Raw genomic sequence first — 26,209 nt, 5'->3', positions numbered from 1 at the left:
GCCGGTGACCCGCGCCGCGACGGCCGGCGCCGATCCGCCGCCGGCCGGGAGGCTCAGGCCTCGATGACGAGCGGCACGATCATGGGCCGGCGGCGGTAGGAGGTGTTGACCCAGCGGCCGACGACGCGACGGACGGCCTGCGAGAGCGCGTGCTGATCGCTCGCCCCGTTCCGCACCGCCTCCTCGAGCGCGGCCGCGATCCGCGGCTTGACCTCGTCGAAGACGCTGTCGTCCTCCGCGAAGCCCTTCGCGTGGATCTCGGGGCCGACGACGATCCGCCCCGTGCCCGCCTCGACCACCACGATGATCGAGATGAAGCCCTCCTCGCCGAGGATCCGCCGGTCCTTGAGGTCGGCGTCGGTGATCTCGCCCACCGACGATCCGTCGACGTAGACGAACCCCAGGTCGAGCCGTCCGACGACGGTCGCCCTGCCGTCGAGCAGGTCGATCACGGTGCCGTCCTCGGCGATGATCGTGTTCTCCTCCGCGATCCCGGTCTCACGCGCGAGCTGCGCGTTCGCGACCAGGTGCCGGTACTCGCCGTGCACCGGCATCACGTTCAGCGGCTTGAGGATGTTGTAGCAGTAGAGGAGCTCGCCGGCCGCGGCGTGCCCGGACACGTGCACCTTCGCGTTGCCCTTGTGCACGACGGTCGCTCCGAGCCGCGTGAGCCCGTTGATGACCCGGTACACCGCGTTCTCGTTGCCGGGGATGAGGCTGGAGGCGAGGATCACGGTGTCGCCCTCCCCCGGCTCGATCTGGTGATCGAGGTTGGCCATCCGGCTGAGGACGGCCATCGGCTCGCCCTGCGACCCGGTGGACATGTAGACGATCCTGTCCTCGGGGACGTCGCCCGACTTCTTCATGTCGACCAGGACTCCCGGAGGGACGTGCAGGTAGCCGAGATCCGCGGCGATGCGCATGTTGCGGACCATGGAGCGGCCGAGCAGCGCCACGCGGCGGCCCGTGGCGTGGGCCGCGTCGAGCACCTGCTGCACCCGGTGCACGTGGCTGGAGAAGCTCGCGACGATGACGCGGCGGGTCGCCCTGGCCATGACGCTCTCGATGACCGGGCCGATGTCGCGCTCGCTCGGCGTGAAGCCGGGGACGTCGGCGTTGGTGGAGTCGACCATGAACAGGTCGACGCCCTCCTCGCCGAGGCGGGCGAAGGCGCGCAGGTCGGTGATCCGGCCGTCGAGCGGCAGCTGGTCCATCTTGAAGTCGCCGGTGTGCAGCACCGAGCCCGCGTCGGTGACGATCGACACGGCCAGCGCGTCCGGGATCGAGTGGTTCACGGCGACGAACTCGAGCTCGAAGGGCCCGAGGTTCTCGACGTCGCCCTCCTTCACCGTGAGCGTGTACGGCGTGATCCGGTGCTCCTTGAGCTTCGCCTCGACGAGGGCGAGCGTGAGGGTGGAGCCGATCAGCGGGATGTCGCGCTTCAGGCGGAGCAGGTAGGGGACGGCGCCGATGTGGTCCTCGTGGCCGTGGGTGAGGACCACTCCGACGATGTCGTCGAGCCTGTCCCGGATGGGCGTGAAGTCCGGGAGGATCAGGTCGACGCCCGGCTGGTCCTCCTCCGGGAAGAGCACGCCGCAGTCGACGACCAGGAGCCTGCCGTCGATCTCGAAGACGGTCATGTTGCGGCCGATCTCGCCGAGACCGCCGAGGGGGATGATCCGGAGCGTTCCCGGAGCGAGCGGGGCGGGGATGATCACGGGACCGGGCATGCGCCCTCCTTCTCCAGCGGTGCTTTCTCGGGACGTGCCGCTCGGGCTCAGCGGGTGGTGCCGGCGACCTTCGGGAGGGCGCCGCCGGCCGCGGCGTTGCGGTCGGGCCGGAAGTTGCGGAAGTCGACGCCCGGGATGTCGCGGACCAGGCCGAGCTCGTCCTCGATGAGCGCCGCCTCCGACTCCTCCGGGCCGACCAGGGGCAGCCGCACCCGCGGCGAGGAGATGCGGCCGAGGCCGTGCAGGATGTACTTCGCGGCGACGGTCCCGGGGACGTGCGTCATCACGGCGCGCACGAGCGGCTCGAGCTGCTGGTGCGCGCGGGTGGCCGCGTGGAGGTCGCCCGCGTTCACCGCGTCGACGATCGTGCGGTACGGCGCGGCGGCGATGTTCGCGGTGACGCCGATGAGCCCCGTGGCGCCGATGGCGAGCTCGGGGAGCACGTTCGCGTCGTCGCCGCAGAAGTACATCAGGTCGGTCTGGTTGAGCACGCGGCTGACCTCGGAGAGATCGCCCTTCGCGTCCTTCACGGCCAGGATGTTCGGGTGCTTGGCCGCCCGCAGGATCGTCTCGTAGCGGATCGGCACGCCGGTGCGGCCGGGGATGTCGTAGAGGATGACCGGCAGGTCCGTCGCATCCGCGATCATCCGGAAGTGGGTGAGCACGCCCGCCTGCGTGGGCTTGTTGTAGTACGGGGTGACGATCATGTTGCCGTCGGCGCCGGCCTTCTCGCTCTGACGGGCGAGCTGCATGGCGTGGGCGGTCTCGTTCGAGCCGCCTCCCGTGATGATCTTCGCGCGGCCCCCGGCGACCGAGCGGCCGACCTCGACGAGGCGGATCTTCTCCGGGTCGGTCAGGGTGCTGGTCTCGCCCGTGGTCCCGGTGACCACGATGCCGTCCGCGCCCGCTGCGATGCAGTCGTCGATGTGCTTCTCGACACCGGGCCAGTCGACCTCGCCGTCGGCGGTGAACGGGGTGACCAGGGCGACCAGGACCTGGCCGAAGGGATTCTCCGGAGTTGACACGCTGCCAGGGTAGCGGGTCGCCGCCGCGCCGCCGGGAGGAGCTTCCCGGAGCCGCCCGCGCGGACGGCAGCAGGCGATCGGGCGGGACGGCCCGCTCGTCCTCGCCGGGCGGCGGGCTACGGGGCGACGCGGCCGTTCGCTGTGAAGGCGGCGGCCGTGAGGGGCATCAGCTCCTGGAAGTGCGTCTCCATCTGCTCGGCCGCCATCTCGATCTCGCGCTGCGGGAAGGAGGGGAACGTCGAGTCCTCGCGCTTGGTGCGCAGGGAGAGGAAGTTCATCAGCGAGCGGGCGTTGAGCGTGACGTACATCGACGAGTAGATGTTCAGCGGGAGGACGATCCGGGCGACCTCGCGGGCGACGCCCTCGCCGAGCATCCGCCGGTACGACTCGTAGGCCTGCGTGCTGACGCGGCGCGTCTCCTCGGCGACGAGCTCGGCCTGCTCCGCGGTGCCCGGCTCGAAGGAGTAGGCGCCGGGCTTGCCGACCTGCACGAGGTTGCGCCGGGGGCCGGGCACGTAGAAGACCGGGCGGAGCTCGCGGTAGCGGCCCGATTCCTCGTTGTAGGAGGCGATGCGGTGCCGCATGAACTCGCGGAAGACGAAGATCGGCGCCTGCACGTAGAAGGTCATCGAGTTGTGCTCGAACGGCGAGCCGTGGCGGTCGCGCATCAGGTAGTTGATCAGTCCGCGGTCGCGCTTGCGCTGCAGCTCGGCGTCGGACTCCTCACCGTCGAGCGCCTCGGCGAGCGTCTTCTCGCCCTGGGTCGAGACGCGGGCCGCGAACAGCACGTCCGAGTCGTGGGCGCTCGCGCGGACCAGCTCGACGACGACATCACTGCGGAAGACGGGACTGCTCGGGTCTGCGCTGAGGCTGCTCTGTTCGGTCACGGATCGAACCTAGACCACGCTCCGACCGCGGCCGTCGTCACATCCCGAAACAGTCGTCCGCGCAGCGCCTGCGCCGACCTACGCTTCCCGGATGGAGCCCGTGACGATCCTCGCCGCACTGCTCGGCCTCGTCGCGCTGGGCGTCGTCCTCGGGGCTGTCCATCGGGCCCGCTCCGGGCGCGTCGCGGGCGTCCCCTCGCGCCAGGGCCCCGCGATCGACCCCGGCGGGCTCGTCCCCGGCGCAGTGCTCGGGACCCGGGCCACAGTCGTGCAGTTCTCGACCGACGTCTGCACGCGGTGCCCTGCAGTGCGACGGATGGTCGGGGAGCTCGCCCAGCAGCGGACCGGGCTGGCGCACCTCGACGTCGATCTGACGCACCGCCCCGACCTCGCGGCGCGCTTCCGCGTCCGGCAGACGCCCACGCTCCTCCTGCTCGATCGAGACGGAGTGCCGCGCAGCCGCATCGGCGGCGCTCCGACCCGCGCCGCCCTGACCATCGAGCTCGACCGACTCCAGGAGACATGATGAGCACCCGCTCCCCCTCCACCACCGGCGCCACTCCCCCGTCCGGCACCGTCGATCCCCGCGGCCCGAGGGTCGCCGCCGGAGTCACCGCCGCACTCCTCCTCACGGCCGTGGGCCTCGGGCTCGCGGCCCCGGCCCGGGCCGACCTCGACGGCCGGCTCTCCCAGCCCGGCTTCCTCCTGCTGCTCGCGCTCGCCGCCCTCTTCGCCTGGTCGGCCGCGCGCGGCGTCGGCTCCGGCCCCTGGGCGGTGCTGTTCCGCCGGGTGGTCCGGCCGCACCTGGCACCGCCGCGCGAGTGGGAGGACGCCCGCCCGCCGCGCTTCGCCCAGCTGATCGGCCTGGTGGTGACCGGCACCGGCGTCCTCCTGCACGTCGCCGGCGTCCCGGGATCGGTTCCGGTCGCCGCGGCCGTCGCCTTCCTCGCCGCCTTCCTCAACGCCGTGTTCGGCCTCTGCCTGGGCTGCGAGCTCTACCTCGTGCTCGCGCGGGCCGGCCTGGTCGGGCGCTCGGCCGGCTCCCGGGCGTGAGGCTCTAGGCTGGGTCCGCTTCGCGGGCGGCCCGCGACCGGCTCCGGGAGGCACCATGAGCGACTCATCCGCACGGCACTCCGACCACGACGGGACCACGGACTCCGGCTCGCCGCGACGCGCCGCGCGCACGCCGGGCGAGCACGTGTCGACGCCGTCCGAGCTGCCCTCGGCCCGGCCGAATGCGTCCGCTCCCCGGCTCCGCGTCCTGATCTCGGGCGCCAGCGGGATGATCGGCTCCGAGCTGACCCGCCAGTTGCGCGCCGAGGGGCACGAGATCCTGCGCCTGGTGCGCCACGCGCCGTCGAGCCCGGACGAGTTCCACTGGGCGCCCACCTCGCACATGCTCGACTTCAGCGTGCTCGACCGCGTCGACGCCGTGATCAACCTCTCCGGCGCCTCGATCAGCCGCCTGCCGTGGACCGCGTCCTACAAGCGGGAGATCCTCGACTCGCGGATCCAGTCCACGCAGACCCTCACCGACGCGATGCGGATGTCCTCGACCCCGCCGACGACGCTGATCAACGCCTCCGCGGTCGGCTACTACGGAGACCGCCCGGGCGAGGAGCTCACCGAGCAGTCCTCGCGCGGCGACGGGTTCCTCGCCGACGTCGTCGACCGCTGGGAGAAGGCCGCCCACCTCGCGCCCGAGGCCACGCGGGTGGTCACCGCTCGCACCGGGCTCGTCCTCGGCGACGGCGGCGCGCTCAAGCCGCTCCTGCCCCTGACGAAGCTCGGTCTCAGCGGGCCGCTCGGCAGCGGCAACCAGGCCTGGCCCTGGATCAGCCTCTACGACGAGGCCGCGGCGATCCGCCACCTGCTCACGTCCTCGCTCTCGGGCCCGGTGAACCTCGCCGGACCGGTGCCGGCGACCGCGAACGACGTGATGCGCACCCTCGCCGAGCAGCTGCACCGCCCGTTCAAGCTGGCCGTCCCCGAGAAGATCATCGAGCTCGCGCTGCGCGACGCCGGGCACGAGCTCCTGCTCTCGAGCCAGCGCCTGGTCCCCCAGCGGCTGCTCGACGACGGCTTCGAGTTCCGCCACCGCACGGTCGGCGAGGCGCTGGAGTGGGTGCTCGCCTGATCCGGTGAGCGGTCGTCGCCCGGAGAGCCGCGCTCGGGTCGCGGCCGAGCGGTCAGGCCGGAGACTCGTGCTCCAGCGCGATGGCCCGGCGGATGGCGCCTCGGGCGCGCTTGCGGTCGCCGCTGGCGTCGTAGGCGAGGCCGAGGCGGTACCAGGCGCGCCAGCTCCCGGGCTGCTTGTCGACCTCCTCCGCGTACCGCGGGAACAGCGCGTCCGCCTCCTCCCGGAGCGGACGCCCGCTGGCCCGCGAGTCGAGGACCTCCTGCGGCAGCGCGTTCTCGCCCTCCAGCCGACGGGCCAGCTTCTCGGCGCGGAGCCCGAACAGCAGCTCGCGCACGAGCCCCCAGACGCCGACGGCGCCGAGGATCAGCAGGCCGACGCCCATCACGATGCCGGGCACCGTCGCCGCGGCGAAGGCGACGACGGAGTACTGCAGGCAGACGAACAGGTAGAGGGCGAGCAGGACCGCCATCAGGACGACGCCGACGCGGGTCCTCACGGGGTGCTCGTCGCTGCGGCGGCCTGGCCGGACGGACCCCGGTCGACGACGGGCTGCTCGTCGACCGGCCGCTCGGCGAGAGGCGCGGCGTCGAAGGCGGCGCGCAGGTCGATCAGCGCGTCGAGGCCCACCACCACGCCCGAGGTCGTCCGGACCGCGTCGAGAGCACGCAGGACGCCCTGCTCGTAGGACGCCTGCGAGGTGGTGTCGTGCCGGATGGTGACCGTCTCGCCGGTGCCGCCGAAGACGACCTCCTGGCGCGCCTCCACTCCGGGCAGGCGGAGGCTGTGGACCGGGACGCTCGCGACCTGCTGGCCGCGGGCCCGCTGGTCGGTGTGCGGAGCCTGCACCGGACCGAGCTCGGCCCGGGCGCGCAGCAGCAGCTCGGCCGTGCGGACCGCGGTCCCGGAGGGCGAGTCGACCTTGCGGGCGCCGTGGGTCTCGACGATCTCGGCGGCGTCGAAGAAGCGCGCGGCCACGGTGGCCAGCGCGGTCGCGAGCACCGAGCCCAGCGAGAAGTTGGGGATGATCACGACGCCGGCCTCCGGCTGCTCGGCGACGCTGCGCCGGAGGGCCGCGATCCGGTCGCCGGTCCAGCCGGAGGTGCCGACGAGCACCTTCCTCCCGTTGGCCACGGCGAAGTCGACGATCTGCTGGCTGACGGCCGGCACGGTCATGTCGACGACGACGTCGGCCGCGAGCATCTCGGCGGGATCGCTCCGCGAGCCGAGCCGTGCGACGAGCGAGAACTCGCTCGACGCCTCGATGAGCGAGCAGGTGAACGAGCCGAGTCGGCCGGACGCGCCGACCACGGCGACGGAGGTAGTCACCGACTCAGCGTAGCCCGCGGCTCAGTACGGCTGGGCCTCGGGCAGGCCGGTGCGCAGCTCCACGGGCAGGTGCGAGAGGTCGTTGTGCACGACGAGCACCGGCGGCTTGCGGGAGCGGACGCGGATGATCGTCAGCCCGCAGTTGGCCTGGTTGAGGCCCAGCCACCGCCAGTCGGGAGCGTCGAACACGTGGCGGACGAACCAGCCGATCACGAAGTTGTGGGTGATGAGGAGGTCGTGGCGGTCCTCGCGCGACGGCGCCAGGAACTCGGCCACCGCGTCCTGCATCTGCGCGTGCCCCGCCTCGATCTCGGCCGCGGTGACGCTGCCGAAGAAGGGCTCGAACGCCTTGGGCATGTCCGGGGTCGGCCCCGAGGGGATGCAGTCGAACAGCAGCGAGGACGGCTGGAGCGGCAGGCTCGGCAGAAGCGTCTGGAAGCGTGCGGCCGTCTCCTCGGCCCGGCGCAGCGGGGAGTGCCACGCTCCGGTGAAGGGGACTCCGCCGAGCCGCTCGGCGATGAGCCTCGCCTGGCGCTCACCACGGGCCGAGAGCGGGCCGTCCGGCATGCCGTGCTCGGCGTCCTGCTGCTCGCCGTGGCGGACGAGGTAGATGTAGTGGGACACGGGGTCCTCCCTGGTGCGGCGCGGCGGTGCGCGGTCAGCGGGCGTTCGACGATCGGATCAGATCGCGGAGGCACTCTCGATCCCGGCGATCCCGGCGAAGGCCGACTCGTCGACCGCGCCGACGGCCGAGATCGACGACGGCCCCCGGGCCAAGTCTGCCGCGAGTGCCTGGACGTCCTCCGCGCCGACGAGGGCGAGTCGGCGCAGGCTCTCGTCGAGGTCGACGAACTCGCCGAAGGTCAGCTCGGCGCGTCCGAGGCGCGACATCCGGGTGTCGGAGTCCTCCAGCGCGAGCGCCGCCGCTCCCGAGAGCTGGCCGCGGGCGCGGGCGAGCTCGTCGTCGGTGACGCCGTCCTCGGCGAGGCGGTGGAACTCGGTGAGCAGGAGCTCGGCGACCGTCCCCGCCTTCGCCGGGGTGCACGCGGCGTAGAGCCCGAAGAGGCCCGCGTCCGAGTAGGACGGGGCGAAGGAGTAGACGGAGTAGGCCAGGCCGCGCTTCTCGCGCACCTCCTGGAACAGCCGCGAGGACATGCCGCCGCCGAGGATCGAGTTGAGGACGCCCATCGTCATCCGCCGCTCGTCGCCCGCGGCGAGACCGGGGAAGCCGACCAGCAGGTTCGCCTGCTCGGTGGGGCGGTGCACCACCGACAGGGCGCTGCCGCGGGTGTAGGACGCACGGCCGCCGACGCGCCGCTCGACGGGCGGGGCCGCCGTGCCGAGGTCCCAGCCGTCGGCGACGAGGACCCGCTGGAGCAGCGCGACGAGCGCCTCGTGGTCGACGGCGCCGGCGACGGTGATCACCACGTCTCGCGGGCGGTAGGCGGCGCGGTAGTGCGCCCAGACCGCGTCCCGGGTGGCCTCGCCGATGGTCGCGGCGGTGCCCCCGATCGGGCGGCCCAGCGGGTGGTCGCCGAACACGGCCTCGAACAGCTTCTCGCCCGCCACGTCGGCCGGATCGTCGTCCGCCATCGCCAGCTCCTCGAGGATGACCCCGCGCTCGGTCTCGAACTCGTCCGGATCGATCAGGCTCGAGGTCACCATGTCGGCGATCACCTCGACCGCCATCGGGAGGTCGCGGTCCTGGATCTTGGCGTAGTAGCAGGTGTACTCCTTGGCGGTGAGAGCGTTGTGCTCCCCGCCCACGGAGTCGAAGGACACGGCGATGTCGAGGGCGGACCGCTTCTGCGTGCCCTTGAACAGCAGGTGCTCGAGGAAGTGCGTCGAGCCGACGTTGGAGGGCACGGCGGGCTCGCCCGCGGTCGCGGGGCGGCCGGGCCGCTCGTCGCGAGAACCCGCGGCGACCCAGAAGCCGATCGTGGCGCTGCGGGCGCCGGGCACCGATTCGCTGAGGATGCGGACACCGCTCGGGAGGACGGAGCGGCGGACCGTGGATCCGCCTGCGGCCCGGACTGACGTCTCCGGCTGGTCGAGGGGCAGTGCGACTCCGTGATTCATCGTGCCCACCCTAGGCCACCGCGACGGCGGCCCGAGCCGGGCTGTCGCGCCGTGGCGGGAGAGGTGCAGGGGGCGTCGCGGACGGGCGCGGTCAGCGGCGCGCGCGCTCCAGCGCGGCCAGGTGTCCGGGGTCGAGCTCGAGCGAGACCGCGCGCACCAGCGCGTCCACGTCGGCGGGTGAGCGCGGGGCGACCGTCGCGGCGGTCAGCCGCGGCCGGCCGAGCAGCCAGGCCAGGGCGACGGCGGCGGGAGCGGCCGAGAGCTCGGCACCGATCGCGTCGAGGACGGCGAGGACCCGGCGTCCGCGGCGCCCGAGGTGGGCGGCGGCGAGTGCCCCGTCGGGCAGGCGGCCGAGCTCGCGGCGGGTGCGCTCGGCGCCGCGGAGGAACCCGTGGGCGAGGGGGACGGTCGCGAGCAGGGCGAGTCCCTGGCCGGCGGCGACGAGGCCGAGATCGCCCTCCGAGCCGGGCCGCTCGAGCAGGTTCCAGCGGACCTCCGCGCCGGCGAGGCGGGGCAGCCCGTGGGCGGCCAGGACGCGCGCCTCGAACAGCTCCTCTGGGGAGAACCCGGAGGCGACCACCGACCGCACCAGCCCGCGCGCCAGCAGCACGTCGACGGCGCTGAGGAGCTCGTCGAGGCGTCCGGCCCCGTCGGGGCGGACCGCCAGCACATCGAGGCGGTCGGTGCGGAGGCGGCGCAGCGCCCCCTCGACACGGTCCACCAGCGCACGCGGCGTCGCGGGCGCGCCGACCGGAGCGGCGAAGCGGCCGATCAGGAGGAAGCGGTCCCGGTCGCGGTGTCCGGCGGGCCAGCCGCCGACGCCCTCCGCGAGGCTCGAGTCGGTGACGACGACGCCGTTGCCGCCCCACGCCGCGTAGCGCTCGAGCAGCGCGGCACCGTCGTCGCGGCCGAGGGCCGCCGCGTCGAGCACGAAGGGGAAGAGGTCGTGGCCGGAGTCGCCCATCGGCCGGCGGCGCGAGGGTGCGACGGCGGTCGGCTCGACGGGGCCGGTCTCGGCGAGGACGCCGCTCGAGGCGGCTGCGCGGGAGACCGCGGGCGGGAGCGGGACGGCACTGTGACGGGGAGCCCGCACGACGGCGCCGGTCCTGTCCCTGGGCACGCCACCACTCTCCCTGCGGCGGCTCGGGTCCCGCCAGGGGAGAGAGTATCCGAGCGCCGGAGCCGCCACTCCGCCGGGTCGCGCACGGTTCACCAGATCGTTACACGGGCGCCGCCGGCGGGGTCGACTCGCGCCGGCGAGCGGTGCGGCGGGCCCCTCCGTGTCGGCCGTCCGGGCTAGATTCGCGACCATGGACTCCGCCGCCCCGACCCCCTCCGAGACCGCCGCCCCGACCTCCGACTCCCCCGAGCGGGAGACGTCAGCGCCCTGGTGGACGAGCGCCGTCGTCTACCAGATCTACCCGCGCTCGTTCGCGGACTCGAACGGCGACGGCATCGGCGACCTGGGCGGCATCCGCTCGAAGCTCGACCACCTCGCCGACCTGGGGGTCGACGTGATCTGGCTCTCGCCGGTCTACCCGTCGCCGCAGCACGACAACGGCTACGACATCTCGGACTACGAGGACATCGACCCGCGGTTCGGCACGCTGGAGGAGTTCGACCTGCTCCTCGCGGAGGCCCACGAGCGCGGCATCCGCATCGTGATGGACCTCGTGGTCAACCACACGAGCGACGAGCACGCCTGGTTCGTCGAGTCCCGCTCCTCGCAGGAGGACCCGAAGCGCGACTGGTACTGGTGGCGCCGCGGGCGCCGCTCGGCCGAGCCCGGCCGCGAGCTCGAGACGGCCGCCGGCGCCGGCCTCGACGTCGCCGAGCCGAACGGCTGGCGCTCCTACTTCTCAGGCCCGGCCTGGACGCTCGACCCGGCGACGGACGAGTACTTCCTCCACCTCTTCGCGGTGCAGCAGCCGGACCTCAACTGGGAGAACCCCGAGGTGCGGCACGCGGTGCACGCGATGATGAACCGCTGGCTCGACCGCGGAGTGGACGGCTTCCGGATGGACGTGATCAACCTCGTCTCGAAGGACGTCGGAGCCGTCGACGGCGAGCAGGGCGGCGCGGGCATCGTCGGAGGGGTGGGTCCGCGGCTCCACGAATACCTCCGCGAGATGCACGAGGCCGTGTTCGCGCACCGCGAGGGCTCCTTCCTCACCGTCGGCGAGATGCCCGGGGTCACCCTCGAGGAGGCGGTGCTCGTGACCGATCCCGAGCGGCGTGAGCTCGACATGGTCTTCCAGTTCGAGCACGTCGGCATCGACCACGGAGTCGACAAGTTCCACCCGGTGCCGCTGGACCTGGTCGCCTTGAAGGCCAACCTCGCGCGCTGGCAGGACGGCCTGGCCGAGCGCGGCTGGAACAGCCTGTACCTCGGCAACCACGACCAGCCGCGTCTCGTCTCGCGCTTCGGGGACGACGGCGCGCACCGCTACGAGTCCGCGACCCTCTGGGCGACGCTCCTCCACCTCCAGCGCGGCACGCCGTACATCTACCAGGGCGACGAGATCGGGATGACGAACGTCCCGTTCGCCGGCATCGAGGACTTCCGCGACGTCGAGTCCCTGAACTACTGGGCCGAGGCCGTCGGCGAGCGCGGCGAGGACCCCGCGACCGTGCTCGCCGGGCTGCGCGCGCAGAGCCGCGACAACGCCCGCACGCCGGTGCAGTGGGACGACAGCCTCCAGGCCGGCTTCACGACCGGCGAGCCGTGGATCGCGGTCAACCCGAACGCCGCCGAGGTGAACGTCGCCGCCGATCGGGCCGCCGAGCGGTCGGTCTTCGAGTACTACCGGGCGCTGATCGCGCTGCGGCACGCCGACGAGACGGTGCAGCTGGGCCGCTTCGCGCTGCTGGAGCCCGAGCACCCCGCGCTCTTCGCCTTCACGCGCACCGGACCGGGCGAGCTGCTCGTCGTCGGGAACGTGTCCGGTGAGCCGCTCGAGGTGCCGCTGCTCGAGGAGTGGGCGGCTGCCGAGACGGTCCTCGGCAACGTAGACGGTGCGACCGGGTCGACGCTCGGCCCGTGGGAGGCGCGCATCCTGCGCCGCTGAACCTCGCCGCGCCCCGCTCCGAGCCCGGCGCGGGGCGCGGCGCTCGACGGCGGCGGACCAGCGGGCGAGGGCCTCAGGCGGAGACGCGGTCCAGCTGAGCGATGTCGCTCCGGGTCAGCGGGAGCGCGGCCGCCGCGAACAGCGACTCGAGCTCCGCGGCGTTCCGCGCCCGGACGATCGCCGCCGAGACCTCCTGGTGCGAGAGCACCCAGGCGAGCGCGACCACGCCGGGCTCCGTGCCGTGGGCCCCGGCGATCTCGTCGAGGGCAGCGAGCACGCGGGAGCCGTGGCGGCCGACGTAGTCCAGGCCCGCCTCGAACAGGGCCGACTCCGGCTCGTCCGTGCGGCTGCGCAGGGCGCCGGTGAGGTAGCCGCTCGCCAGGGGCAGCCGCGCGAGGGTGCCGAGCTCGAGCCGCACCACCTCGGGGGCGACGTCGGTCTCGTAGGTCCGGCGCTCCATCAGGCTGTACTCCGACACGACGGCCGAGAGCGACGGCAGCGCGAACGCGGTCGCCGTCTCGTGCAGCGCCGTGATCGCGGCTCCGCTGAAGTGCGCGGCGCCCAGGGCGCCGACCGAGCCGTCCGCCAGGAACGGCGCGACCGCCGCCAGGCTGTCGGCGATGGGGATCCCGGGGTCCTCGCTGTCGAACGAGAGCAGGTCGATCCGGGTGCCGAGCCGCTCGAGGCTCCCCTCGATCGCGATGCGGACGTCCTCCGGGGCGAGGCCCGGCGCGTCCGGGTGCCGGCCGACCTTCGTCGCGACCAGCATCCGCTCGCGCAGCCCGCTCTGCTCGAGCCAGCGGCCGATCATGTACTCGCTCCGACCGGTCGCGTAGTGGTCCGCGGTCGAGATCAGGGTGCCGCCGAGACGGCCGAACGCGTCGAGCACCTCGGTGGTGTCGTCGATCCCGGCGGCCCAGCCGAAGACGGAGCCGTCGAGGGCGAGCGGATGCACGGGGAGGCCGGTCCGACCCAGGGTGCGTGAGAGGAGCAGCGTCTCCGGCTCGGTGGCCAGGGGCGTCGGGTCGGTCACGGAGTCCTCCGGTCGGGGCGGTGCGGCGCGGTCCCGCCACCGTACCCCATGCCCCCGCCGACGACGGACGCCCGCCCCACCGGAGTGGGACGGGCGTCACGGTCGTGCAGGAGGGATCAGCTCTCGGCGGGAGCCTCGGCCTCGGCCTCCTCGGCCACGACGGGCGCGAGGGACAGCTTGCCGCGGTCGTCGATCTTGGTGATCTGGACGAGCAGCTTCTGACCGACTCCGAGGACGTCCTCGACGTTCTCGACGCGCTTGCCGCCGGCGAGCTTGCGGACCTCGCTGATGTGCAGCAGCCCGTCCTTGCCGGGGAGGAGCGAGACGAACGCGCCGAACGTCGCGAGCTTGACGACGGTTCCGAGGAACTGCTCGCCGACCTCGGGGTTGGTCGGGTTCGCGATGGCGTTGACCTGCGCACGCGCGGCCTCGGCCGACGGGCCGTCGACGGCTCCGATGTAGACGGTGCCGTCCTCCTCGATGGAGATGTCGGCGCCGGTCTCGTCCTGGATCGCGTTGATCGTCTTGCCCTTGGGGCCGATCAGCTCGCCGATCTTGTCGACGGGGATCTGCACCGAGATCACGCGGGGCGCGGTCGGGGCCATCTCGTCGGGCTGGTCGATGGCCGCCGTGAGCACCGCGAGGATCGTGGTGCGGGCGTCCTTGGCCTGCTTGAGCGCGGCGTCGAGCACCGACGACGGGATGCCGTCGAGCTTCGTGTCGAGCTGGATGGCCGTGACGAACTCGGCGGTTCCGGCGACCTTGAAGTCCATGTCGCCGAGCGCGTCCTCGGCGCCCAGGATGTCGGTCAGCGCCGCGTAGCGGGTCTGGCCGTCGACGACGTCGGACACGAGGCCCATCGCGATGCCCGCGACCGGGGCGCGCAGCGGCACTCCGGCGTTGAGGAGCGACAGGGTCGACGCGCAGACCGAGCCCATCGAGGTCGAGCCGTTGGAGCTCAGCGCCTCGGAGACCTGGCGGATCGCGTAGGGGAACTCCTCGCGGCTCGGCAGCACCGGCACGAGGGCGCGCTCGGCGAGGAAGCCGTGCCCGATCTCGCGACGCTTCGGCGATCCGACGCGGCCGGTCTCACCGGTCGAGTAGGGCGGGAAGTTGTAGTGGTGCAGGTACCGCTTCTTGGTGACGGGCGACAGCGAGTCGATCTGCTGCTCCATCTTGAGCATGTTCAGCGTGGTGACGCCGAGGATCTGGGTCTCGCCGCGCTGGAAGATGGCCGAGCCGTGGACGCGCGGGATGACCTGCACCTCGGCGTCGAGCGGGCGGATGTCGGCGAGGCCGCGTCCGTCGATGCGCACGCCGTCGCGGAGGATGCGGCCGCGGACGACCACCTTCGTGACGGACTTGTACGCCGCTCCGACCTGGTTGTAGGCCTCGGCGGAGAGCTGACCCGAGGCGATGCGCTCGGCAATCTGCTCCTTGACGCGCGCCTTGAGGGCGTCGTCGGCGTCCTGCCGCTCGACCTTGTCGGCGATCTGGTACACGCGGACGAGCTCGTCGTAGCTGAGCTCGGCGACGTTGTCGTAGGTCTCCTGCGCGTAGGGCAGGAACACCGGGTAGTCCTTGACCGGCTTCGCGGTCTCGGCGGCGAGCTTCGCCTGCGCCTCGACGAGTGCGCGGAGGAAGGGCTTGGCGGCCTCGAGGCCCTCGGCGACGACGTCCTCGCTGGGCTTGGTCGCACCCGCCTTGATGAGGTTCCAGGAGGACTCCGTGGCCTCGGCCTCGACCATCATGATGGCGACGTCCGAGGAGCCGTCCTCGTTGGTGACGACGCGGCCCGCGACGGTGAGGTCGAAGACGGCGTTCTCCAGCTGGGAGGCCTTGGGGAAGGCGACCCACTGGTCGTTGCCGGAGCCGTCGGACATGAGCGCCAGGCGGACGCCGGCGACCGGGCCGGAGAACGGCAGGCCGGAGATCTGCGTGGACGCGCTCGCGGCGTTGATCGCGAGGGCGTCGTAGAACTCGTCCGGCGCGATGCTGAGGACCGTGATGACGATCTGGACCTCGTTGCGCAGGCCCTCGACGAACGAGGGGCGCAGCGGCCGGTCGATCAGACGGCAGACCAGGATCGCCTCGGTGGAGGGGCGGCCCTCGCGGCGGAAGAACGAGCCGGGGATCTTGCCGGCGGCGTAGGAGCGCTCCTCGACGTCGACGGTCAGCGGGAAGAAGTCGAAGTTGTCCTTCGGGTTCTTCGAGGCCGACGTGGCCGAGAGGAGCATGGTGTCCTCGTCGAGGTAGGCGGCGACGGCGCCCTGAGCCTGCTGCGCGAGGCGGCCGGTCTCGAAGCGGACGGTGCGGGTGCCGTACGAGCCGTTGTCGAGAACGGCTTCGGCGAATGTGATTTCAGGACCTTCCAAGAGGTCTGTCTCCTTAACCTCTGCAGCGGCGCCCCTTCTGGGCGCCGGCGTTCGTCGGAGCAGCGGTCCGGTCAGGAATCGAGACGATCCCACGGCAGGGCTTCGCGCCGTGCCGTCGTGTGGAGGGCGTTCGTGCTGGCCACCAGTAGAAGAGCTCCGGGCTGTCGCGACCTGTGCCGCGAGCGGGACGTGCCGCCTGCGACTCGTGCCGCGGCGGCCCGTGCTCTGTCGCACGCTGCCGCCGTCCGGGACTCCACCACCGAGGACCAGCTTCCTGCCGGCCTGCTCCGTGGCTCGAATCCTGGGTCGACCGGCGGTCGCTTTCGGATTCGGAACCGGTTCATGCTATCAGCCGCGGTGCGGTTCCTCCATGGACCGCGCCGACCCGGCCGGCCCTCCGCCCGTCAGCCCCGCGTCTCGTGCATCAGCAGCTCGACGCGCAGCCCGCCCCTCACCGTCACGATGCGGGCCGGCACGCGGGGCGACCTCCCCGCCTCCGAGAGCCGGGCGAGGGCGGCCTCGACCACGTTCTCGAGACCGCGCGGCACCTGGCCGACGAGCCCCGAGGGGCGCTGGGCCGCGAACAGGCGGACCGGCATCGGAGCATCCACGCGCTCCTCCTCCGCGGTGCGGCGCGGGATCACGGCCGTGACCTCGTCCTCGCCGAGGGCGAGCACCCGCGCGATCTCGTCCTGGTGCGGCCGGGAGTCGGCGAGGCGGAGGAGGGTGTCACCGCGCCGCGACTTCGGGCGCAGCTCGTAGTCGTAGTCGTCGAGCTTGCCCGAGCCGCGGTCGTCGGAGGGGAGGGGGTTCGCGTCGCCGCGTCCGAACGGGAAGAGCTTCATGCCTCCATTGTCCAGCTCGCGGCCCCTCCCCCGCTCGCGTCAGGCGGTGCGCCGCATCCGGGCGATCGCCGCGAGCACCAGGACGAGCACGACGGCGACGAAGCCGAGCAGGACCGGGACGGCCGGCAGGAGCGCGAGCGCGGCACCGATCGCCAGAACCGGCACCGCGAGGCCGAGGTAGGCGGCGAGGAACACGGCCGCGAGCACCTCGCCGCGGGTCTCGTCGGTGGCGAGCGAGCCGGCGACTCCGAGCGCCAGGCGGAAGAGCAGGCCCACGCCCGCTCCCGCGAGCACCCCGCCGATGATGAAGGCGGACACCGAGACGATCACGGCGCCGGTCGCGACCAGCAGCAGCCCGGCCGTCAGCGCCACGGCCGCGAGGCGGAGCGCCGTCCGCGAGGACAGCCGGATCGAGACCAGCTGCGCGACGGCTCCGGCGGCGAAGACCCCGAAGGAGACCGCGCCCGCCTCGAGGTGGGAGGTCTCGCCGAAGCGCCCGGCGAGGAAGGTCGGCGCCAGCGAGGTGAAGAGGCCGAACACGGCGAACCCGGCGAACGCGCCGACCGCGGCCGAGAGGAAGACGCCGCGGGAGGCGGCCGGCACGGCCAGGCGCTGCGGACGGTAGGCCGGGAGGACCTCGCGCCGCTCGACCGTCTCGGGGACGAGCGCGACGCCGATCCCGAGGACGACCAGGAGGACGAGGAACACGGCGTACGGGACGACCAGGGGCTCGCGCACCGTCACGGCGAACACCCCGCCGACGAGCGGGCCGAGCGCCAGCCCGCCCATGTTGACGAGGGCGGAGACGGCGCGGGAGGTGCCGGGGCCCTCCTCCGGGCGGGCGACGGCGCGCAGCTCCGAGAGATGGGCGGTGGCCGTCGCGGTGAGCGCGCCGACGCCGAGCCCGGTCAGCAGGCGGGCGAGGATCAGCCCGGGCACGTCCGGCCAGAGCAGGAACACGGCGGCCGCCAGGACCTCGACGAGGATCGACGCGAGCAGGATCCGGCGGCGGCCAAGCCAGTCGCTGACGTGCCCGGCGAGGAAGAGGCTCGCCACGACTCCGACCGCGTACGCGGCGAAGACCACGGTGACGACGAAGGCCGGGAACCCGTCGCGCTGCTGGTAGATCGCGTAGAGCGGTGTCGGCACGGTCGAGAACGCCATCACCGTGAGGAAGGCGACGGCGATCACCCAGAAGCCGTGGCGGTGCGGGAGCTCGCGGCGGTGGACGGACGGGAGGGAGCGCTCGGTGGTGGTCACGGTGTCCACAGTGCTCCGCCCCATCATCCGTGTCCAACGGAGGATCTCGGTTGGATTGATCGTCCCTGCTGGATAATGGGCGGATGGACGACCGCCAGCTCGCCGCCTTCGTCGCCGTCGCCGAGGAGCTCAGCTTCACCCGGGCGGCCGCGCGCCTGTTCGTCGTGCAGTCGACCCTCTCGGCGAGCATCCGCTCGCTCGAGCAGGAGCTCGGCTCGCCGCTGTTCGCCCGCTCGACCCGGCGGGTGGCGCTCACCGCGGTCGGCGAGGCGCTCCTGCCCTCGGCCCGATCGGCGATCGACAGCCTCGACCGGATGCGCTCGCTCGCGGCCGACGACGCGGCGGGGCTCCGCGGGCGGGTGCGGGTGGGCACCTTCTCCGCCCTCGACCTCGTCGACCTGCCCGGCGCGCTCGGCGTCTTCCGCACCCGGCACCCGCTGGTAGACCTGCTCCTGCGCACCTCGACCACCGGCTCCACCGGTCTCGCCGAGGACCTGCGCCGCGGCCTGCTCGACGCCGCTCTGCTGGCACTGCCCGCGGCGCAGCTGCGGGGCCTGGCGGTGACGCGGCTGGTGCGCAGCGACTACGTCCTGCTGGTGGAGAGCGCGCATCCGCTCGCCGCTGCGGGACCGCCCTCCCCGCAGGACCTCGACGGGCTCACCTTCGTGGACACGCCCGCCGGCTTCGGCAACAGGGTCGCCGTCGACCTCGCCTTCCGCGAGGCCGGGGCGTCGCGCCGGGTGGCCACCGAGGTCGCCGATCTGCCGGGGATCCCCCGCTTCGTGCAGGCGGGGCTGGGGCCGGCGATCGTGCCGCGCGCGGGCGTCGAGCCGCTGGAGGGCGTCACGGCCCTCGCGCTCGACTGGCCGGGGCTGGTCTGGGAGCTCTCGGTCTGCACGGCGCCGCGCCCCTCCGCCGCGGTGCAGGCGCTCACGGCCGTGCTGGCGGAGCGGTCGGCCTAGGCCTCAGCCCTCGCGCAGGGGGCCGCGGACGATCGAGTCGCCGGAGTGCTCCGGGTCGTCGTCGAACGGCTCCTGGGAGACGTCCACGAGCGGGTACTCGGCGAGGTCGACGTCGTCGGGCACGGCGAAGACGCCGTCGGTCCCGTCGAGCACGCCGAGCCCGACCAGCCCGGAGGCGTCGGCGGCGAGGAGCCAGACCTCCCGGTACGAGTCGTCCGCGCTCTGCGCATCGAGGTGCACGTGCAGGCGGCGGGTGCCGTCGGCGTCCTCCAGCTCGGCGGTTCCGCTCGCTCCCTGCCAGTCGGGGAGAGCGGCGAGATCAGCGCGCGCCACGACGGGGGCGGTGTCGTCGCTCCGCGAGGCCTGCCACCAGGCTCCGCCCGCGACCCCGATGACGAGCGCGCCGAGAGCGGCCAGCACGGCGCTCAGAGCGCGGGGCCGGCGGCGGCGGGCGGGACGGTGCCGTCCCGGGGGAAGGGCTAGCGGAGGCGGCACGGCAGCGGCCGACGACGGCAGGGCGCCGGGCCCGAGGTCGCCGAGGGCGAGCTCCTCGCGGATGCGGTCCCAGACGATCGCGGGCGGCGCCTCCAGCTCGACAGCACGGCTCGCACGGCCCAGGCCCGCGGCGTGGCCGAGCTCGACCAGCTGCCGGGCGCAGTCGGGGCAGTCGCGCAGGTGGGCCTGCTCGGCGTCGCTCGAGTGCTCGCCGAGGGCGAGCAGGGCGAGCTCGTCGGGATCGAGGTGGGTCATGTGCTGCTCACCTCCAGGCGGGAGCGGAGCCGGTCGAGGCTGCGGCGGATGTGGCTCTTGACGGTACCGAGCGGCAGGCCGGTGCGCTCGGCGATCTCGGTGTGGGTGAGGTCCTCGTAGAAGGCGAGGCCGATCACCCGCCGGGGGACGGGATCCAGGCGGGCCAGCTCGTCGGCGATCAGGATCCGCGCCTCGAGGTCGACGGGGGCCTCCCCCTCCTCGACCGGCGTGACGGCGACGAGGGCCTCGGTGAGCCTCCGCTCGCGCGCCCGCGCCTCGTGCGCGTCCGCGATCCTCCTCCGGGAGATCCCGACCAGCCACGCTCCGAGAGCCGCCCGTCCGGGGTCGAAGCCCGAGCGCGAGGTCCAGGCCGAGACGAACACGCGCTGCACCACGTCCTCCGCGTCGCCGCGGTCGCCGAGCGAGCGCAGCGCCAGCGTGAAGACCAGCGGCGACCAGCGCGAGTACGCCTCGGCGAGCGCCGCCTCCTCCCCTGCGGCGAAGCGGCGGCCGAGCCGGGCCACGAGAGCGCTGTCGGCCTCGGCGCCGTCGGCGGGCTCGATGGTCTCGATCAGGGGGTCCCTCCAGGGCTGCGGGGAGCGCTGCCGCCCGGGGGCGTGCGGCGCTGCGAGGCTCATCGTACGTCGCTGAGGCTCGGGCGGGCGGGTCAGCCGGCCGGGACGGCCGTGACCACCACGTTGCTGAGGTAGTGGCGGGTGTCGTAGTCGAAGTCGCCGCCGCAGGTGATCAGGACCAGCCGCGGCGGTCCGTCGGCGGCGAACACGGCCGAGAGGTCGACCGTGGTCTTCTCCGTGGTCTCCACCGTCGAGACGGTGTACGCGCGCTCCGCGCCGTCCGCGCCGGTGAGGGTCACGGTCTGGCCCGGGACCGCCTTCTTCAGCTCGACGAACGGCCCGAGGCCGTAGGCGAGGGAGTCGACGTGCGCGGCGATCACGACCGTGCCCTCCGGCTCGTCGAGGCCGGCGCCGAAGCGGTACCAGCCGGCGACCTGCGTGTCGGGCACGAGCTCCATCGTGCCGTCGTCCGCGACTCCGACCGGCTCGACGGCCATGTCGACGGGGAGCCCGTCGACGACGAGCCGCTCGGGAGCGAGCGCGGTGGGGGCGGGGGTCGCGCCGAGCCGAGCATCCGCCACCGGGACGGACGGCACCGCGTCCGGCAGGGTCGCCGCGGGCGAGGAGGGGACCGTGGCCGGCACCGGCTGCTGGGGCGCCGAGGAGACGGCGGCGGGAGCGGGCTCCACCCGGGACTCCTGCGCCGCGCATCCGGCGAGACCGGCACCGGCCACGATCAGCCCGACCACGGCGAGGACGCGCAGAGGGAAGGGGCTCCGGCTCATGGCGTCCTCCTGGGTCGTGGTCGGGGGTGCCGGGACGGCCGCGCTCCAGCACGGCCGACCCGGCGGTCGGATCCTCGGGTCAGCGACGCGAGGCGGCGGTGCGGCGGCCGATCAGCACAGCGCCGGCAGCGGCGAGGGCGGCGAGCAGTGCTCCGCCCCACCAGCCCGCGGCGGCGTCGGGGCGGTTGTCCGCCGCGAGGCCGGCCTCACCGGCGGGGACGCCCGACGGCGAGGAGTGCAGTCCATCGATGGTCTGCGTCGCGAGAGCGAGGTTGCCCTTCTCCAGGCTGCCCCAGGCGTAGACGATCGTGTTCACGCCCTCCTGGACCTGCACGTCGGCCGGGCCGATGACCGGCGCGGTGGTCCCGGTCGCGGCGACCACGGTCGAGATCGTGGCCGGGGCGAGGTTCAGCACGCCCTCGTTCGGGTTCGTCACGTTCGTCAGGACGGGCGACCCTCCGGCGAGGATGTCCACGGCCGGAGCGGCGGCGATGTGGCGGACCGTGAGCCGGCCCTCGCCCGCGGCGGTCTTCGAGATGTCATTGGTGAAGAGGGTCGCGGCGGGGGTGTTGTCCGGCTTGAGGTGCGCCGCGACGGTGTAGCTCTTCCCCGCCTCGAGGCTGATGTCGATCGGGCCGATCACGGGGGCGCTGGCGTCCGCGGCGGTGGAGGCCGTGATGGCGACCTTGTAGGTGCCGGTGGGGAGGTCGAGCGGGCCGGCGAGCGAGCCGGGGGTGAAGTCGTCGAGCGTCAGCTTGCCGTCGACGTAGACGTCGACCGGGGTGTCGGGGACGGCGTGCAGGACCGAGAGGTCGGCCGAGTCGGCGTCGGCGGCGGCGGCGGGCGTGGCGGCGATGCCGACGACGGCCAGGGTTCCGATGCAGGCACCGGCGAGCAGGCTGCGGGAGAAGCGGGAGGTGGTCACGGTGTTCCTCTTTCACGATGGGACCCGCGAGGGGTCGGGGGGTGGTCGAGAAGGGCCTTCACCACTACTTCCGCCCGAGGCGCCTCCTCGGATGCACCCGGTCTGAGATTCCTCGAAAGAATTCCTGCCGGACACTTCGCGAGCCCCTCGCAGCGCTGGCCCGAGCGCCCGCGCCGGGCTAGCCTCCGACCAGGAGGTGCGGAGGATGGGCAGGCGCGGCGTGGTCCTCCTCCTCGCCGCCGCGGCGCTCACCACGGCGGCGGTCGCGGGCGTGCAGGGCTCCCTCGCCCCCCGGGCGCCGGTCGCCGACCAGGCCGCCGCCGCCTCCGACGCCCCCGCCCAGTGCGACGACGCCCGGGAGCTGCTCGCCGCCTCGTCCGCCTTCGAGGGCGGAGCGGGCGTGCCGGCCGGCCACCTCGTGGCCTGCCTCGACGAGGACCACCGGCGCCTCACGATCCACAACCGCACCCCCGTCGTCTGGAGTCTCGGCGACTCCTCGGTGCGGGGCGTGACGAGCGGGACGGACGGAGTGACGGGGCTGCTGAGCCTGCACGCGTCGCAGTCCTCCTCCGGGCTGCTCCTCGCACCCGGATCCGCGGCCTCGGTCTCGGCCGGCGACGGGAGGATCCGACCGCGGCCCGACGAGCCCTCGACCCGGCTGCAGCTCGCGCTCACCGCGGTGGTCGCGGCTCAGGATCAGGCGATCGGCCCCTCCGCCGGTCCCGACAGCATCATCCGCGGCGCCGCGCTCACCTGCGCGGTCGTGGTCGCGGAGTCGGACACCGGCTGGCGGGTGACCTCGCCGCGGGCTCTCGCCGCGGCGGCCGAGGACCCGGTGTGCGCGCGCGACTGGGGCCGCGCCCAGCGCAGCGCGGCGGCCTGGCGGATCGCCCTGCCCGGGCTCGTCGACGCCGTGGAGGCTCCCGGCCGCCCCGAGGAGGACACGGCGCTCCAGCGGGCCGCGGCCGACTGGTTCTCGGCCTCGAGCGGCTACTCGTGGGGCGGAGTCGACCGCCCCGCTCCCCTGCCCTGACCGGCGCCGCGCGCCTCGTCCGCCCGGGAACGCGGAACGGGCCGCCCTCCGCGAGGAGGACGGCCCGTTCGGCAAGAAGTTCGCGGTGTCATCGAGACCGCGCCCTGCTCCAGGAGGAGCTAGCGGCGCAGACCGAGACGCTCGATCAGCGAGCGGTAGCGGTTGATGTCCACATCCGACAGGTAGCCGAGGAGTCGACGACGCTGACCCACGAGCAGCAGCAGACCACGACGCGAGTGGTGGTCGTGCTTGTGCTCCTTGAGGTGCTCGGTGAGGTCCTTGATCCGCTTGGTCAGGACGGCCACCTGCACCTCGGGGGATCCGGTGTCACCGGGGTGGGTCGCGTACTCTTCGATGATCGCCTTCTTGACATCTGCTTCGAGTGCCATATATGGGATCCCCTCTCTCTCGTTGCGCGGTGCCCGGCGCCTGATGCGTGGGCTCTCTTGATCCGCGGCCGTCGAACGGCAACCGGACGACTCTACCAGAGGGAGGGCGGTATCAGGAGCCGGTGGCCCGGTTCCAGAGCACGACGAGCCACGGCGAGACCAGCAGCTGCCAGTAGACGAGCACGAGGACGTTGAGGACCACGCCTATCCAGCCGGCGATCGGCGGGCGCTTCTCGCGACGCCGGGCGCGGAGGGTGGAGACGGCGAGCAGGATCCCGGCGAGCAGGACCGCGTGCACGAGCGCGGTGTAGAGCACGCCGACCAGCAGGTCGCTGACGGCCTGGTCGCCCGGGTAGGCGCCGAGCGAGATGAGGGCGTACCAGACGAAGAACGACAGCGGGACGGCGAGGACGGCCAGGAGGACCGAGACGATCCCGGCTCCGTAGCGGCGGAGGAACCCGCGGGCTCCCGAGGCCGTGGCACCGGTCCGAGCGGCTCCGGCGCGGACGCCGCCCGTGGAGCTGCGCCGACCGCCCGTGGCGGCCGCCGCGCGACGCGCGCCCGCCTCGGCGGCGGTGCGGATCGAGCGTCGCGAGGGGGCGGCTCCGGCTGCTCGCGGGGCAGGAGGACCCTGACGCCCGGGCGCGCCGTCGGATGACGTGCTCATGCCTCTCACCCTAGGGGATGACCCCTGAGCCCCCGGATCGGCGCGACGCGGCCCGCCGGGGCGGCGGAGTCAGCAGAATGGAGCGAGTGAGCCAGCCCCCCCGCGCCCCCCGGCGCAGCCACGTCCTCGACGTCTCCCCCCTCCGCGAGTCCCCGGCCTTCGCCCGGCTCTGGGCCGGCAACGTGATCTCGGGCATCGGCGGCCAGATGACGATCGTCGCGGTCGGCCTGCACATCTACGAGCTCACCGGATCGACCCTCGCGGTCGCGCTGGTCGGCGTGGTGGCGCTGGTCCCGACCGTGATCGCCGGCCTCTACGGCGGGATGCTCGCCGACGCGTTCGACCGCCGCCTGGTGCTCCTGCTCGCCGCGGTCGTGGCCTGGGGCTCGACCGCGGGGATCGCGGCCCTCGCCTGGCTCGGCGCCGAGACCCCGCTCTCCCTCTACGTGCTCACCGCCGTGAACGCGGTGGCGACGACGGTGATCGTGACCACCCGGATGACGCTGGCTCCGCGGCTGCTCCGCACCGAGCTGGTCCCCGCCGCCGCCGCGCTGGGCGGCATCGCGAGCGGAGTCGAGGTGACCGTGGGGCCCGCCCTCGCCGGCGTGCTGGTCGCCTCCTCCGGCTTCGCGATCACGTACACGATCGACGTCGTGCTGTTCCTCGCCGCGTTCCTCGGCATCGCGGGGCTGCCGGCGCTCGTGCCCGAGGGCGAGCGGCAGCGGCCGGGGCTGGAGTCCCTCCGCTACGGCCTGGGCTTCCTGAAGGGCGCCCCGAACATCCGGATGTCCTTCCTGGTCGACATCGTGGCCATGACCTTCGGACAGCCGCGCGTGGTCTTCCCGGCGGCCGCCGCCGTGCTGCTCGGCGGAGGCGCGGTGACGGTGGGCGCGCTCACAGCCGCGTTCGCGATCGGGGCGCTGATCAGCGGCGTCTTCTCCGGCCGGCTCACCGGGGTCCGCCGACAGGGCCTCGCGATCGGCCGCTCGATCCAGGTGTACGGAGCGTTCGTGGTCGCGTTCGGCGCGGTCCTGCTCGGTGCCGCACTCGTGCAGCACGACGCGTCGGCGCCGAACGCGGTGCTCATCGCGCTGGCGGCGGTCGCCCTGGCCGGCGCGGGCGCCTCCGACAACGTCAGCTCGATCTTCCGGCAGACGATGCTGCAGACCGCGGTCCCCGACAACATGCGGGGTCGGCTCCAGGGCGTGTTCATCGTCGTGGTGACGGGCGGCCCGCGGGTCGGCGACCTCTACACGGGACTGCTCGCCTCGCTCGCGCTGCTCTGGCTGCCGCCGCTCGCGGGCGGGCTCGCGATCATCGCGATCCTCGCCGCGGTGCTGCGACTCCGACCGGGCTTCCGTGGGTACGACGCCCTGCACCCGACGGCCTGAGCGGAGGGGCGTCTCCCTCGAGCCGGATGGGACAGCGCGCCCGCCCGCTCGGCTCAGGCCGGCGGACGGGCGCGCCGGGGATCAGTCGCCGGAGGCCGCGTCGGCGCCGCCGCCGTCGGTCAGCCGGTCGTCCGAGACCAGTCCGCTGTCGTCGTCGCGGCCCTCGACCCGCACCGGGCGGTAGACGTGGAAGCCGTCGTCGTCGGGCTCCAGCTCCCAGACCACCTCGACCTCCTCGCCGTCGATGTCGGCCAGGCGGGTGAAGGAGCGCTGCGGGGAGCCGTCGATCATCTCGAGGCGGATGCTCTCCTGCTCTGCTCCGCTGTCGAGGATGGCGGTGTACGTCGATTCGGTGTCCATGCCTCGACGCTAGACACGCGCGGTGAGGCGTCGCCACCCCTTGCGGCGGCGCGCGTTCCGCGTAGCGTCGGCACCATGACCGACACCGACATCACTCCCGCCGACTCCGACGACCGCGAGCAGATCACCGAGATGGTGAAGAGCGCCGGGATCGGGCTCCTCACCACCGTCAACGCCACCGGGCAGCTCGTCAGCCGTCCGCTCAAGGCCCAGGACATCGACTTCGACGGCGAGCTGTGGTTCTTCACGCAGGACCCGTCGCCCAAGGTCGACGACATCCGCGCGAACCCGAGCGTCAACGTCGCGTTCGAGTCGAAGAAGGGCTACCTGTCGGTGGCCGGCTCGGCGACTGTCGTGCACGACCCGGCGAAGGTGGACGAGCTGTGGTCCCCGGCCGTCGCCGGCTGGTTCCCCGACGGCAAGGACGACCCGACCGTCGCGCTGATCCGCGTCGAGGCCGAGACCGTCGAGCTGTGGGCGACCGACGAGCCCCGTCCGGTCGTGCTGTTCAAGGTCCTCAAGGCCGCCGTCACCGGCGGACAGCCCGACATCGGCGAGAACCGCACCGTCTCCTTCGAGTGATCCCTCCCCCCGGGGCGCCGCC

At 73.5% G+C, this 26,209-nt stretch carries 27 protein-coding genes; 8 read left to right on the top strand and 19 right to left on the bottom strand.

Going from position 1 to position 26,209, the window contains the following annotated elements:
* Nucleotides 1–53 precede the first annotated feature (53 nt).
* The 3 genes from C5C46_RS07880 to thyX form a co-directional block, all read right to left on the bottom strand.
* On the bottom strand, nt 54–1,730 hold the full coding sequence (locus tag C5C46_RS07880) for a ribonuclease J (protein ID WP_104224470.1): 1,677 nt from the start codon (nt 1,728–1,730) through the stop codon (nt 54–56).
* A 47-nt stretch (nt 1,731–1,777) separates the two neighbouring features.
* On the bottom strand, nt 1,778–2,755 hold the full coding sequence (gene dapA / locus C5C46_RS07875) for a 4-hydroxy-tetrahydrodipicolinate synthase (protein ID WP_104224469.1): 978 nt from the start codon (nt 2,753–2,755) through the stop codon (nt 1,778–1,780).
* Nucleotides 2,756–2,871: 116 nt separating this feature from the next.
* Entirely contained in the window at nt 2,872–3,642 is a 771-nt protein-coding gene (gene thyX, locus C5C46_RS07870; protein WP_104226301.1) for an FAD-dependent thymidylate synthase, read from the bottom strand.
* Between the two features lie 91 nt (nt 3,643–3,733).
* Here thyX and C5C46_RS07865 point away from each other — a divergent pair, with 91 nt between their 5' ends.
* From C5C46_RS07865 to C5C46_RS07855, 3 genes are read left to right on the top strand one after another with little or no spacing between them, the layout of a single operon-like run.
* Nucleotides 3,734–4,168 (top strand): thioredoxin family protein, encoded by a 435-nt coding sequence (locus C5C46_RS07865; RefSeq protein ID WP_181125540.1) that lies wholly within the window; start codon nt 3,734–3,736, stop codon nt 4,166–4,168.
* Complete coding sequence (locus tag C5C46_RS07860) at nt 4,168–4,695, top strand: DUF4395 domain-containing protein (RefSeq protein ID WP_104224466.1); 528 nt, start codon at nt 4,168–4,170, stop codon at nt 4,693–4,695. The genes C5C46_RS07865 and C5C46_RS07860 overlap by 1 nt, the downstream gene beginning before the upstream one ends.
* 55 nt (nt 4,696–4,750) lie before the next feature.
* Nucleotides 4,751–5,779, top strand: coding sequence for a TIGR01777 family oxidoreductase (locus C5C46_RS07855; protein ID WP_104226299.1), 1,029 nt, complete (start codon nt 4,751–4,753; stop codon nt 5,777–5,779).
* A 52-nt stretch (nt 5,780–5,831) separates the two neighbouring features.
* Here the strand turns inward: C5C46_RS07855 and C5C46_RS07850 are convergent, their stop codons facing one another.
* The 5 genes from C5C46_RS07850 to C5C46_RS07830 form a co-directional block, all read right to left on the bottom strand.
* Entirely contained in the window at nt 5,832–6,278 is a 447-nt protein-coding gene (locus C5C46_RS07850; protein ID WP_104226298.1) for a tetratricopeptide repeat protein, read from the bottom strand.
* Nucleotides 6,275–7,108, bottom strand: a complete 834-nt coding sequence (dapB, locus tag C5C46_RS07845; RefSeq protein WP_104226297.1) for a 4-hydroxy-tetrahydrodipicolinate reductase — start codon at nt 7,106–7,108, stop codon at nt 6,275–6,277. The genes C5C46_RS07850 and dapB overlap by 4 nt, the downstream gene beginning before the upstream one ends.
* 21 nt (nt 7,109–7,129) lie before the next feature.
* The gene (locus C5C46_RS07840) at nt 7,130–7,732 is read right to left on the bottom strand and encodes a histidine phosphatase family protein (protein WP_104224462.1); all 603 of its coding nucleotides are present in this window, start codon (nt 7,730–7,732) and stop codon (nt 7,130–7,132) included.
* A gap of 57 nt (nt 7,733–7,789) precedes the next feature.
* On the bottom strand, nt 7,790–9,187 hold the full coding sequence (locus C5C46_RS07835) for a pitrilysin family protein (protein WP_104224504.1): 1,398 nt from the start codon (nt 9,185–9,187) through the stop codon (nt 7,790–7,792).
* A gap of 91 nt (nt 9,188–9,278) precedes the next feature.
* Entirely contained in the window at nt 9,279–10,307 is a 1,029-nt protein-coding gene (locus tag C5C46_RS07830; protein WP_181065686.1) for an aldo/keto reductase, read from the bottom strand.
* A 190-nt stretch (nt 10,308–10,497) separates the two neighbouring features.
* Here C5C46_RS07830 and C5C46_RS07825 point away from each other — a divergent pair, with 190 nt between their 5' ends.
* The gene (locus C5C46_RS07825) at nt 10,498–12,255 is read left to right on the top strand and encodes an alpha-glucosidase (protein ID WP_104226295.1); all 1,758 of its coding nucleotides are present in this window, start codon (nt 10,498–10,500) and stop codon (nt 12,253–12,255) included.
* 73 nt (nt 12,256–12,328) lie between these two features.
* Here C5C46_RS07825 and C5C46_RS07820 read toward each other — a convergent pair whose 3' ends face one another.
* From C5C46_RS07820 to C5C46_RS07805, 4 genes are all read right to left on the bottom strand, one after another.
* Complete coding sequence (locus C5C46_RS07820) at nt 12,329–13,288, bottom strand: aldo/keto reductase (protein ID WP_104226294.1); 960 nt, start codon at nt 13,286–13,288, stop codon at nt 12,329–12,331.
* A gap of 116 nt (nt 13,289–13,404) precedes the next feature.
* The gene (locus C5C46_RS07815) at nt 13,405–15,663 is read right to left on the bottom strand and encodes a polyribonucleotide nucleotidyltransferase (RefSeq protein WP_104226293.1); all 2,259 of its coding nucleotides are present in this window, start codon (nt 15,661–15,663) and stop codon (nt 13,405–13,407) included.
* A gap of 404 nt (nt 15,664–16,067) precedes the next feature.
* Entirely contained in the window at nt 16,068–16,508 is a 441-nt protein-coding gene (locus C5C46_RS07810; RefSeq protein ID WP_104226292.1) for a hypothetical protein, read from the bottom strand.
* Between the two features lie 39 nt (nt 16,509–16,547).
* Nucleotides 16,548–17,768 (bottom strand): MFS transporter, encoded by a 1,221-nt coding sequence (locus tag C5C46_RS07805; protein ID WP_258059399.1) that lies wholly within the window; start codon nt 17,766–17,768, stop codon nt 16,548–16,550.
* Nucleotides 17,769–17,851: 83 nt separating this feature from the next.
* On the opposite strand from C5C46_RS07805, the gene C5C46_RS07800 reads away from it, so the two are divergent.
* On the top strand, nt 17,852–18,730 hold the full coding sequence (locus C5C46_RS07800) for a LysR family transcriptional regulator (RefSeq protein WP_104226290.1): 879 nt from the start codon (nt 17,852–17,854) through the stop codon (nt 18,728–18,730).
* A 3-nt stretch (nt 18,731–18,733) separates the two neighbouring features.
* Here the strand turns inward: C5C46_RS07800 and C5C46_RS07795 are convergent, their stop codons facing one another.
* From C5C46_RS07795 to C5C46_RS07780, 4 genes are all read right to left on the bottom strand, one after another.
* A complete protein-coding gene (locus C5C46_RS07795; RefSeq protein WP_104226289.1) occupies nt 18,734–19,480 on the bottom strand; it encodes an anti-sigma factor in 747 nt (248 codons plus the stop codon).
* The gene (locus tag C5C46_RS07790) at nt 19,477–20,118 is read right to left on the bottom strand and encodes an RNA polymerase sigma factor (RefSeq protein WP_104226288.1); all 642 of its coding nucleotides are present in this window, start codon (nt 20,116–20,118) and stop codon (nt 19,477–19,479) included. Before C5C46_RS07790 ends, C5C46_RS07795 begins: the two co-directional genes overlap by 4 nt.
* Nucleotides 20,119–20,147: 29 nt before the next feature.
* Entirely contained in the window at nt 20,148–20,840 is a 693-nt protein-coding gene (locus C5C46_RS07785; RefSeq protein WP_104226287.1) for a class F sortase, read from the bottom strand.
* Nucleotides 20,841–20,919: 79 nt separating this feature from the next.
* A complete protein-coding gene (locus tag C5C46_RS07780) occupies nt 20,920–21,765 on the bottom strand; it encodes a DUF4397 domain-containing protein (RefSeq protein WP_104226286.1) in 846 nt (281 codons plus the stop codon).
* Between the two features lie 205 nt (nt 21,766–21,970).
* Here C5C46_RS07780 and C5C46_RS16840 point away from each other — a divergent pair, with 205 nt between their 5' ends.
* Nucleotides 21,971–22,798 carry a hypothetical protein gene (locus C5C46_RS16840; RefSeq protein WP_104297441.1) on the top strand — a complete coding sequence of 276 codons (828 nt, stop codon included), beginning with the start codon at nt 21,971–21,973 and terminating at the stop codon, nt 22,796–22,798.
* Between the two features lie 119 nt (nt 22,799–22,917).
* Here the strand turns inward: C5C46_RS16840 and rpsO are convergent, their stop codons facing one another.
* Both rpsO and C5C46_RS07765 read right to left on the bottom strand, forming a co-directional pair.
* Nucleotides 22,918–23,187, bottom strand: coding sequence for a 30S ribosomal protein S15 (rpsO, locus tag C5C46_RS07770; protein ID WP_068252328.1), 270 nt, complete (start codon nt 23,185–23,187; stop codon nt 22,918–22,920).
* Between the two features lie 112 nt (nt 23,188–23,299).
* Entirely contained in the window at nt 23,300–23,854 is a 555-nt protein-coding gene (locus C5C46_RS07765; protein ID WP_104224815.1) for a hypothetical protein, read from the bottom strand.
* 86 nt (nt 23,855–23,940) lie between these two features.
* On the opposite strand from C5C46_RS07765, the gene C5C46_RS07760 reads away from it, so the two are divergent.
* Nucleotides 23,941–25,245, top strand: a complete 1,305-nt coding sequence (locus tag C5C46_RS07760) for an MFS transporter (protein ID WP_258059398.1) — start codon at nt 23,941–23,943, stop codon at nt 25,243–25,245.
* Nucleotides 25,246–25,326: 81 nt separating this feature from the next.
* Here C5C46_RS07760 and C5C46_RS07755 read toward each other — a convergent pair whose 3' ends face one another.
* On the bottom strand, nt 25,327–25,605 hold the full coding sequence (locus C5C46_RS07755) for a hypothetical protein (protein ID WP_104224817.1): 279 nt from the start codon (nt 25,603–25,605) through the stop codon (nt 25,327–25,329).
* Between the two features lie 75 nt (nt 25,606–25,680).
* Between C5C46_RS07755 and C5C46_RS07750 the strand changes: the two genes are divergently transcribed.
* Nucleotides 25,681–26,187 carry a pyridoxamine 5'-phosphate oxidase family protein gene (locus tag C5C46_RS07750; RefSeq protein ID WP_104224818.1) on the top strand — a complete coding sequence of 169 codons (507 nt, stop codon included), beginning with the start codon at nt 25,681–25,683 and terminating at the stop codon, nt 26,185–26,187.
* Nucleotides 26,188–26,209 lie beyond the last annotated feature (22 nt).

Source organism: Rathayibacter sp. AY1E6, from assembly GCF_002931115.1.
Classification (GTDB): domain Bacteria; phylum Actinomycetota; class Actinomycetes; order Actinomycetales; family Microbacteriaceae; genus Rathayibacter.
Note: the sequence above shows the minus strand (reverse complement) of the source record. Positions and strands in the feature narration are given on the sequence as shown.

Bases quoted from the DNA above. Each gene is read 5' to 3' on its own strand.
- C5C46_RS07880 (WP_104224470.1), bottom strand. From the start codon at position 1,730: ATGCCCGGTCCCGTGATCATCCCCGCCCCGCTCGCTCCGGGAACGCTC.
- C5C46_RS07865 (WP_181125540.1), top strand. From the start codon at position 3,734: ATGGAGCCCGTGACGATCCTCGCCGCACTGCTCGGCCTCGTCGCGCTG.
- C5C46_RS07860 (WP_104224466.1), top strand. From the start codon at position 4,168: ATGAGCACCCGCTCCCCCTCCACCACCGGCGCCACTCCCCCGTCCGGC.
- C5C46_RS07855 (WP_104226299.1), top strand. From the start codon at position 4,751: ATGAGCGACTCATCCGCACGGCACTCCGACCACGACGGGACCACGGAC.
- C5C46_RS07835 (WP_104224504.1), bottom strand. From the start codon at position 9,187: ATGAATCACGGAGTCGCACTGCCCCTCGACCAGCCGGAGACGTCAGTC.
- C5C46_RS07825 (WP_104226295.1), top strand. From the start codon at position 10,498: ATGGACTCCGCCGCCCCGACCCCCTCCGAGACCGCCGCCCCGACCTCC.
- C5C46_RS07810 (WP_104226292.1), bottom strand. From the start codon at position 16,508: ATGAAGCTCTTCCCGTTCGGACGCGGCGACGCGAACCCCCTCCCCTCC.
- C5C46_RS07800 (WP_104226290.1), top strand. From the start codon at position 17,852: ATGGACGACCGCCAGCTCGCCGCCTTCGTCGCCGTCGCCGAGGAGCTC.
- C5C46_RS07795 (WP_104226289.1), bottom strand. From the start codon at position 19,480: ATGACCCACCTCGATCCCGACGAGCTCGCCCTGCTCGCCCTCGGCGAG.
- C5C46_RS07790 (WP_104226288.1), bottom strand. From the start codon at position 20,118: ATGAGCCTCGCAGCGCCGCACGCCCCCGGGCGGCAGCGCTCCCCGCAG.
- C5C46_RS07785 (WP_104226287.1), bottom strand. From the start codon at position 20,840: ATGAGCCGGAGCCCCTTCCCTCTGCGCGTCCTCGCCGTGGTCGGGCTG.
- C5C46_RS16840 (WP_104297441.1), top strand. From the start codon at position 21,971: ATGGGCAGGCGCGGCGTGGTCCTCCTCCTCGCCGCCGCGGCGCTCACC.
- rpsO (WP_068252328.1), bottom strand. From the start codon at position 23,187: ATGGCACTCGAAGCAGATGTCAAGAAGGCGATCATCGAAGAGTACGCG.
- C5C46_RS07765 (WP_104224815.1), bottom strand. From the start codon at position 23,854: ATGAGCACGTCATCCGACGGCGCGCCCGGGCGTCAGGGTCCTCCTGCC.
- C5C46_RS07755 (WP_104224817.1), bottom strand. From the start codon at position 25,605: ATGGACACCGAATCGACGTACACCGCCATCCTCGACAGCGGAGCAGAG.
- C5C46_RS07750 (WP_104224818.1), top strand. From the start codon at position 25,681: ATGACCGACACCGACATCACTCCCGCCGACTCCGACGACCGCGAGCAG.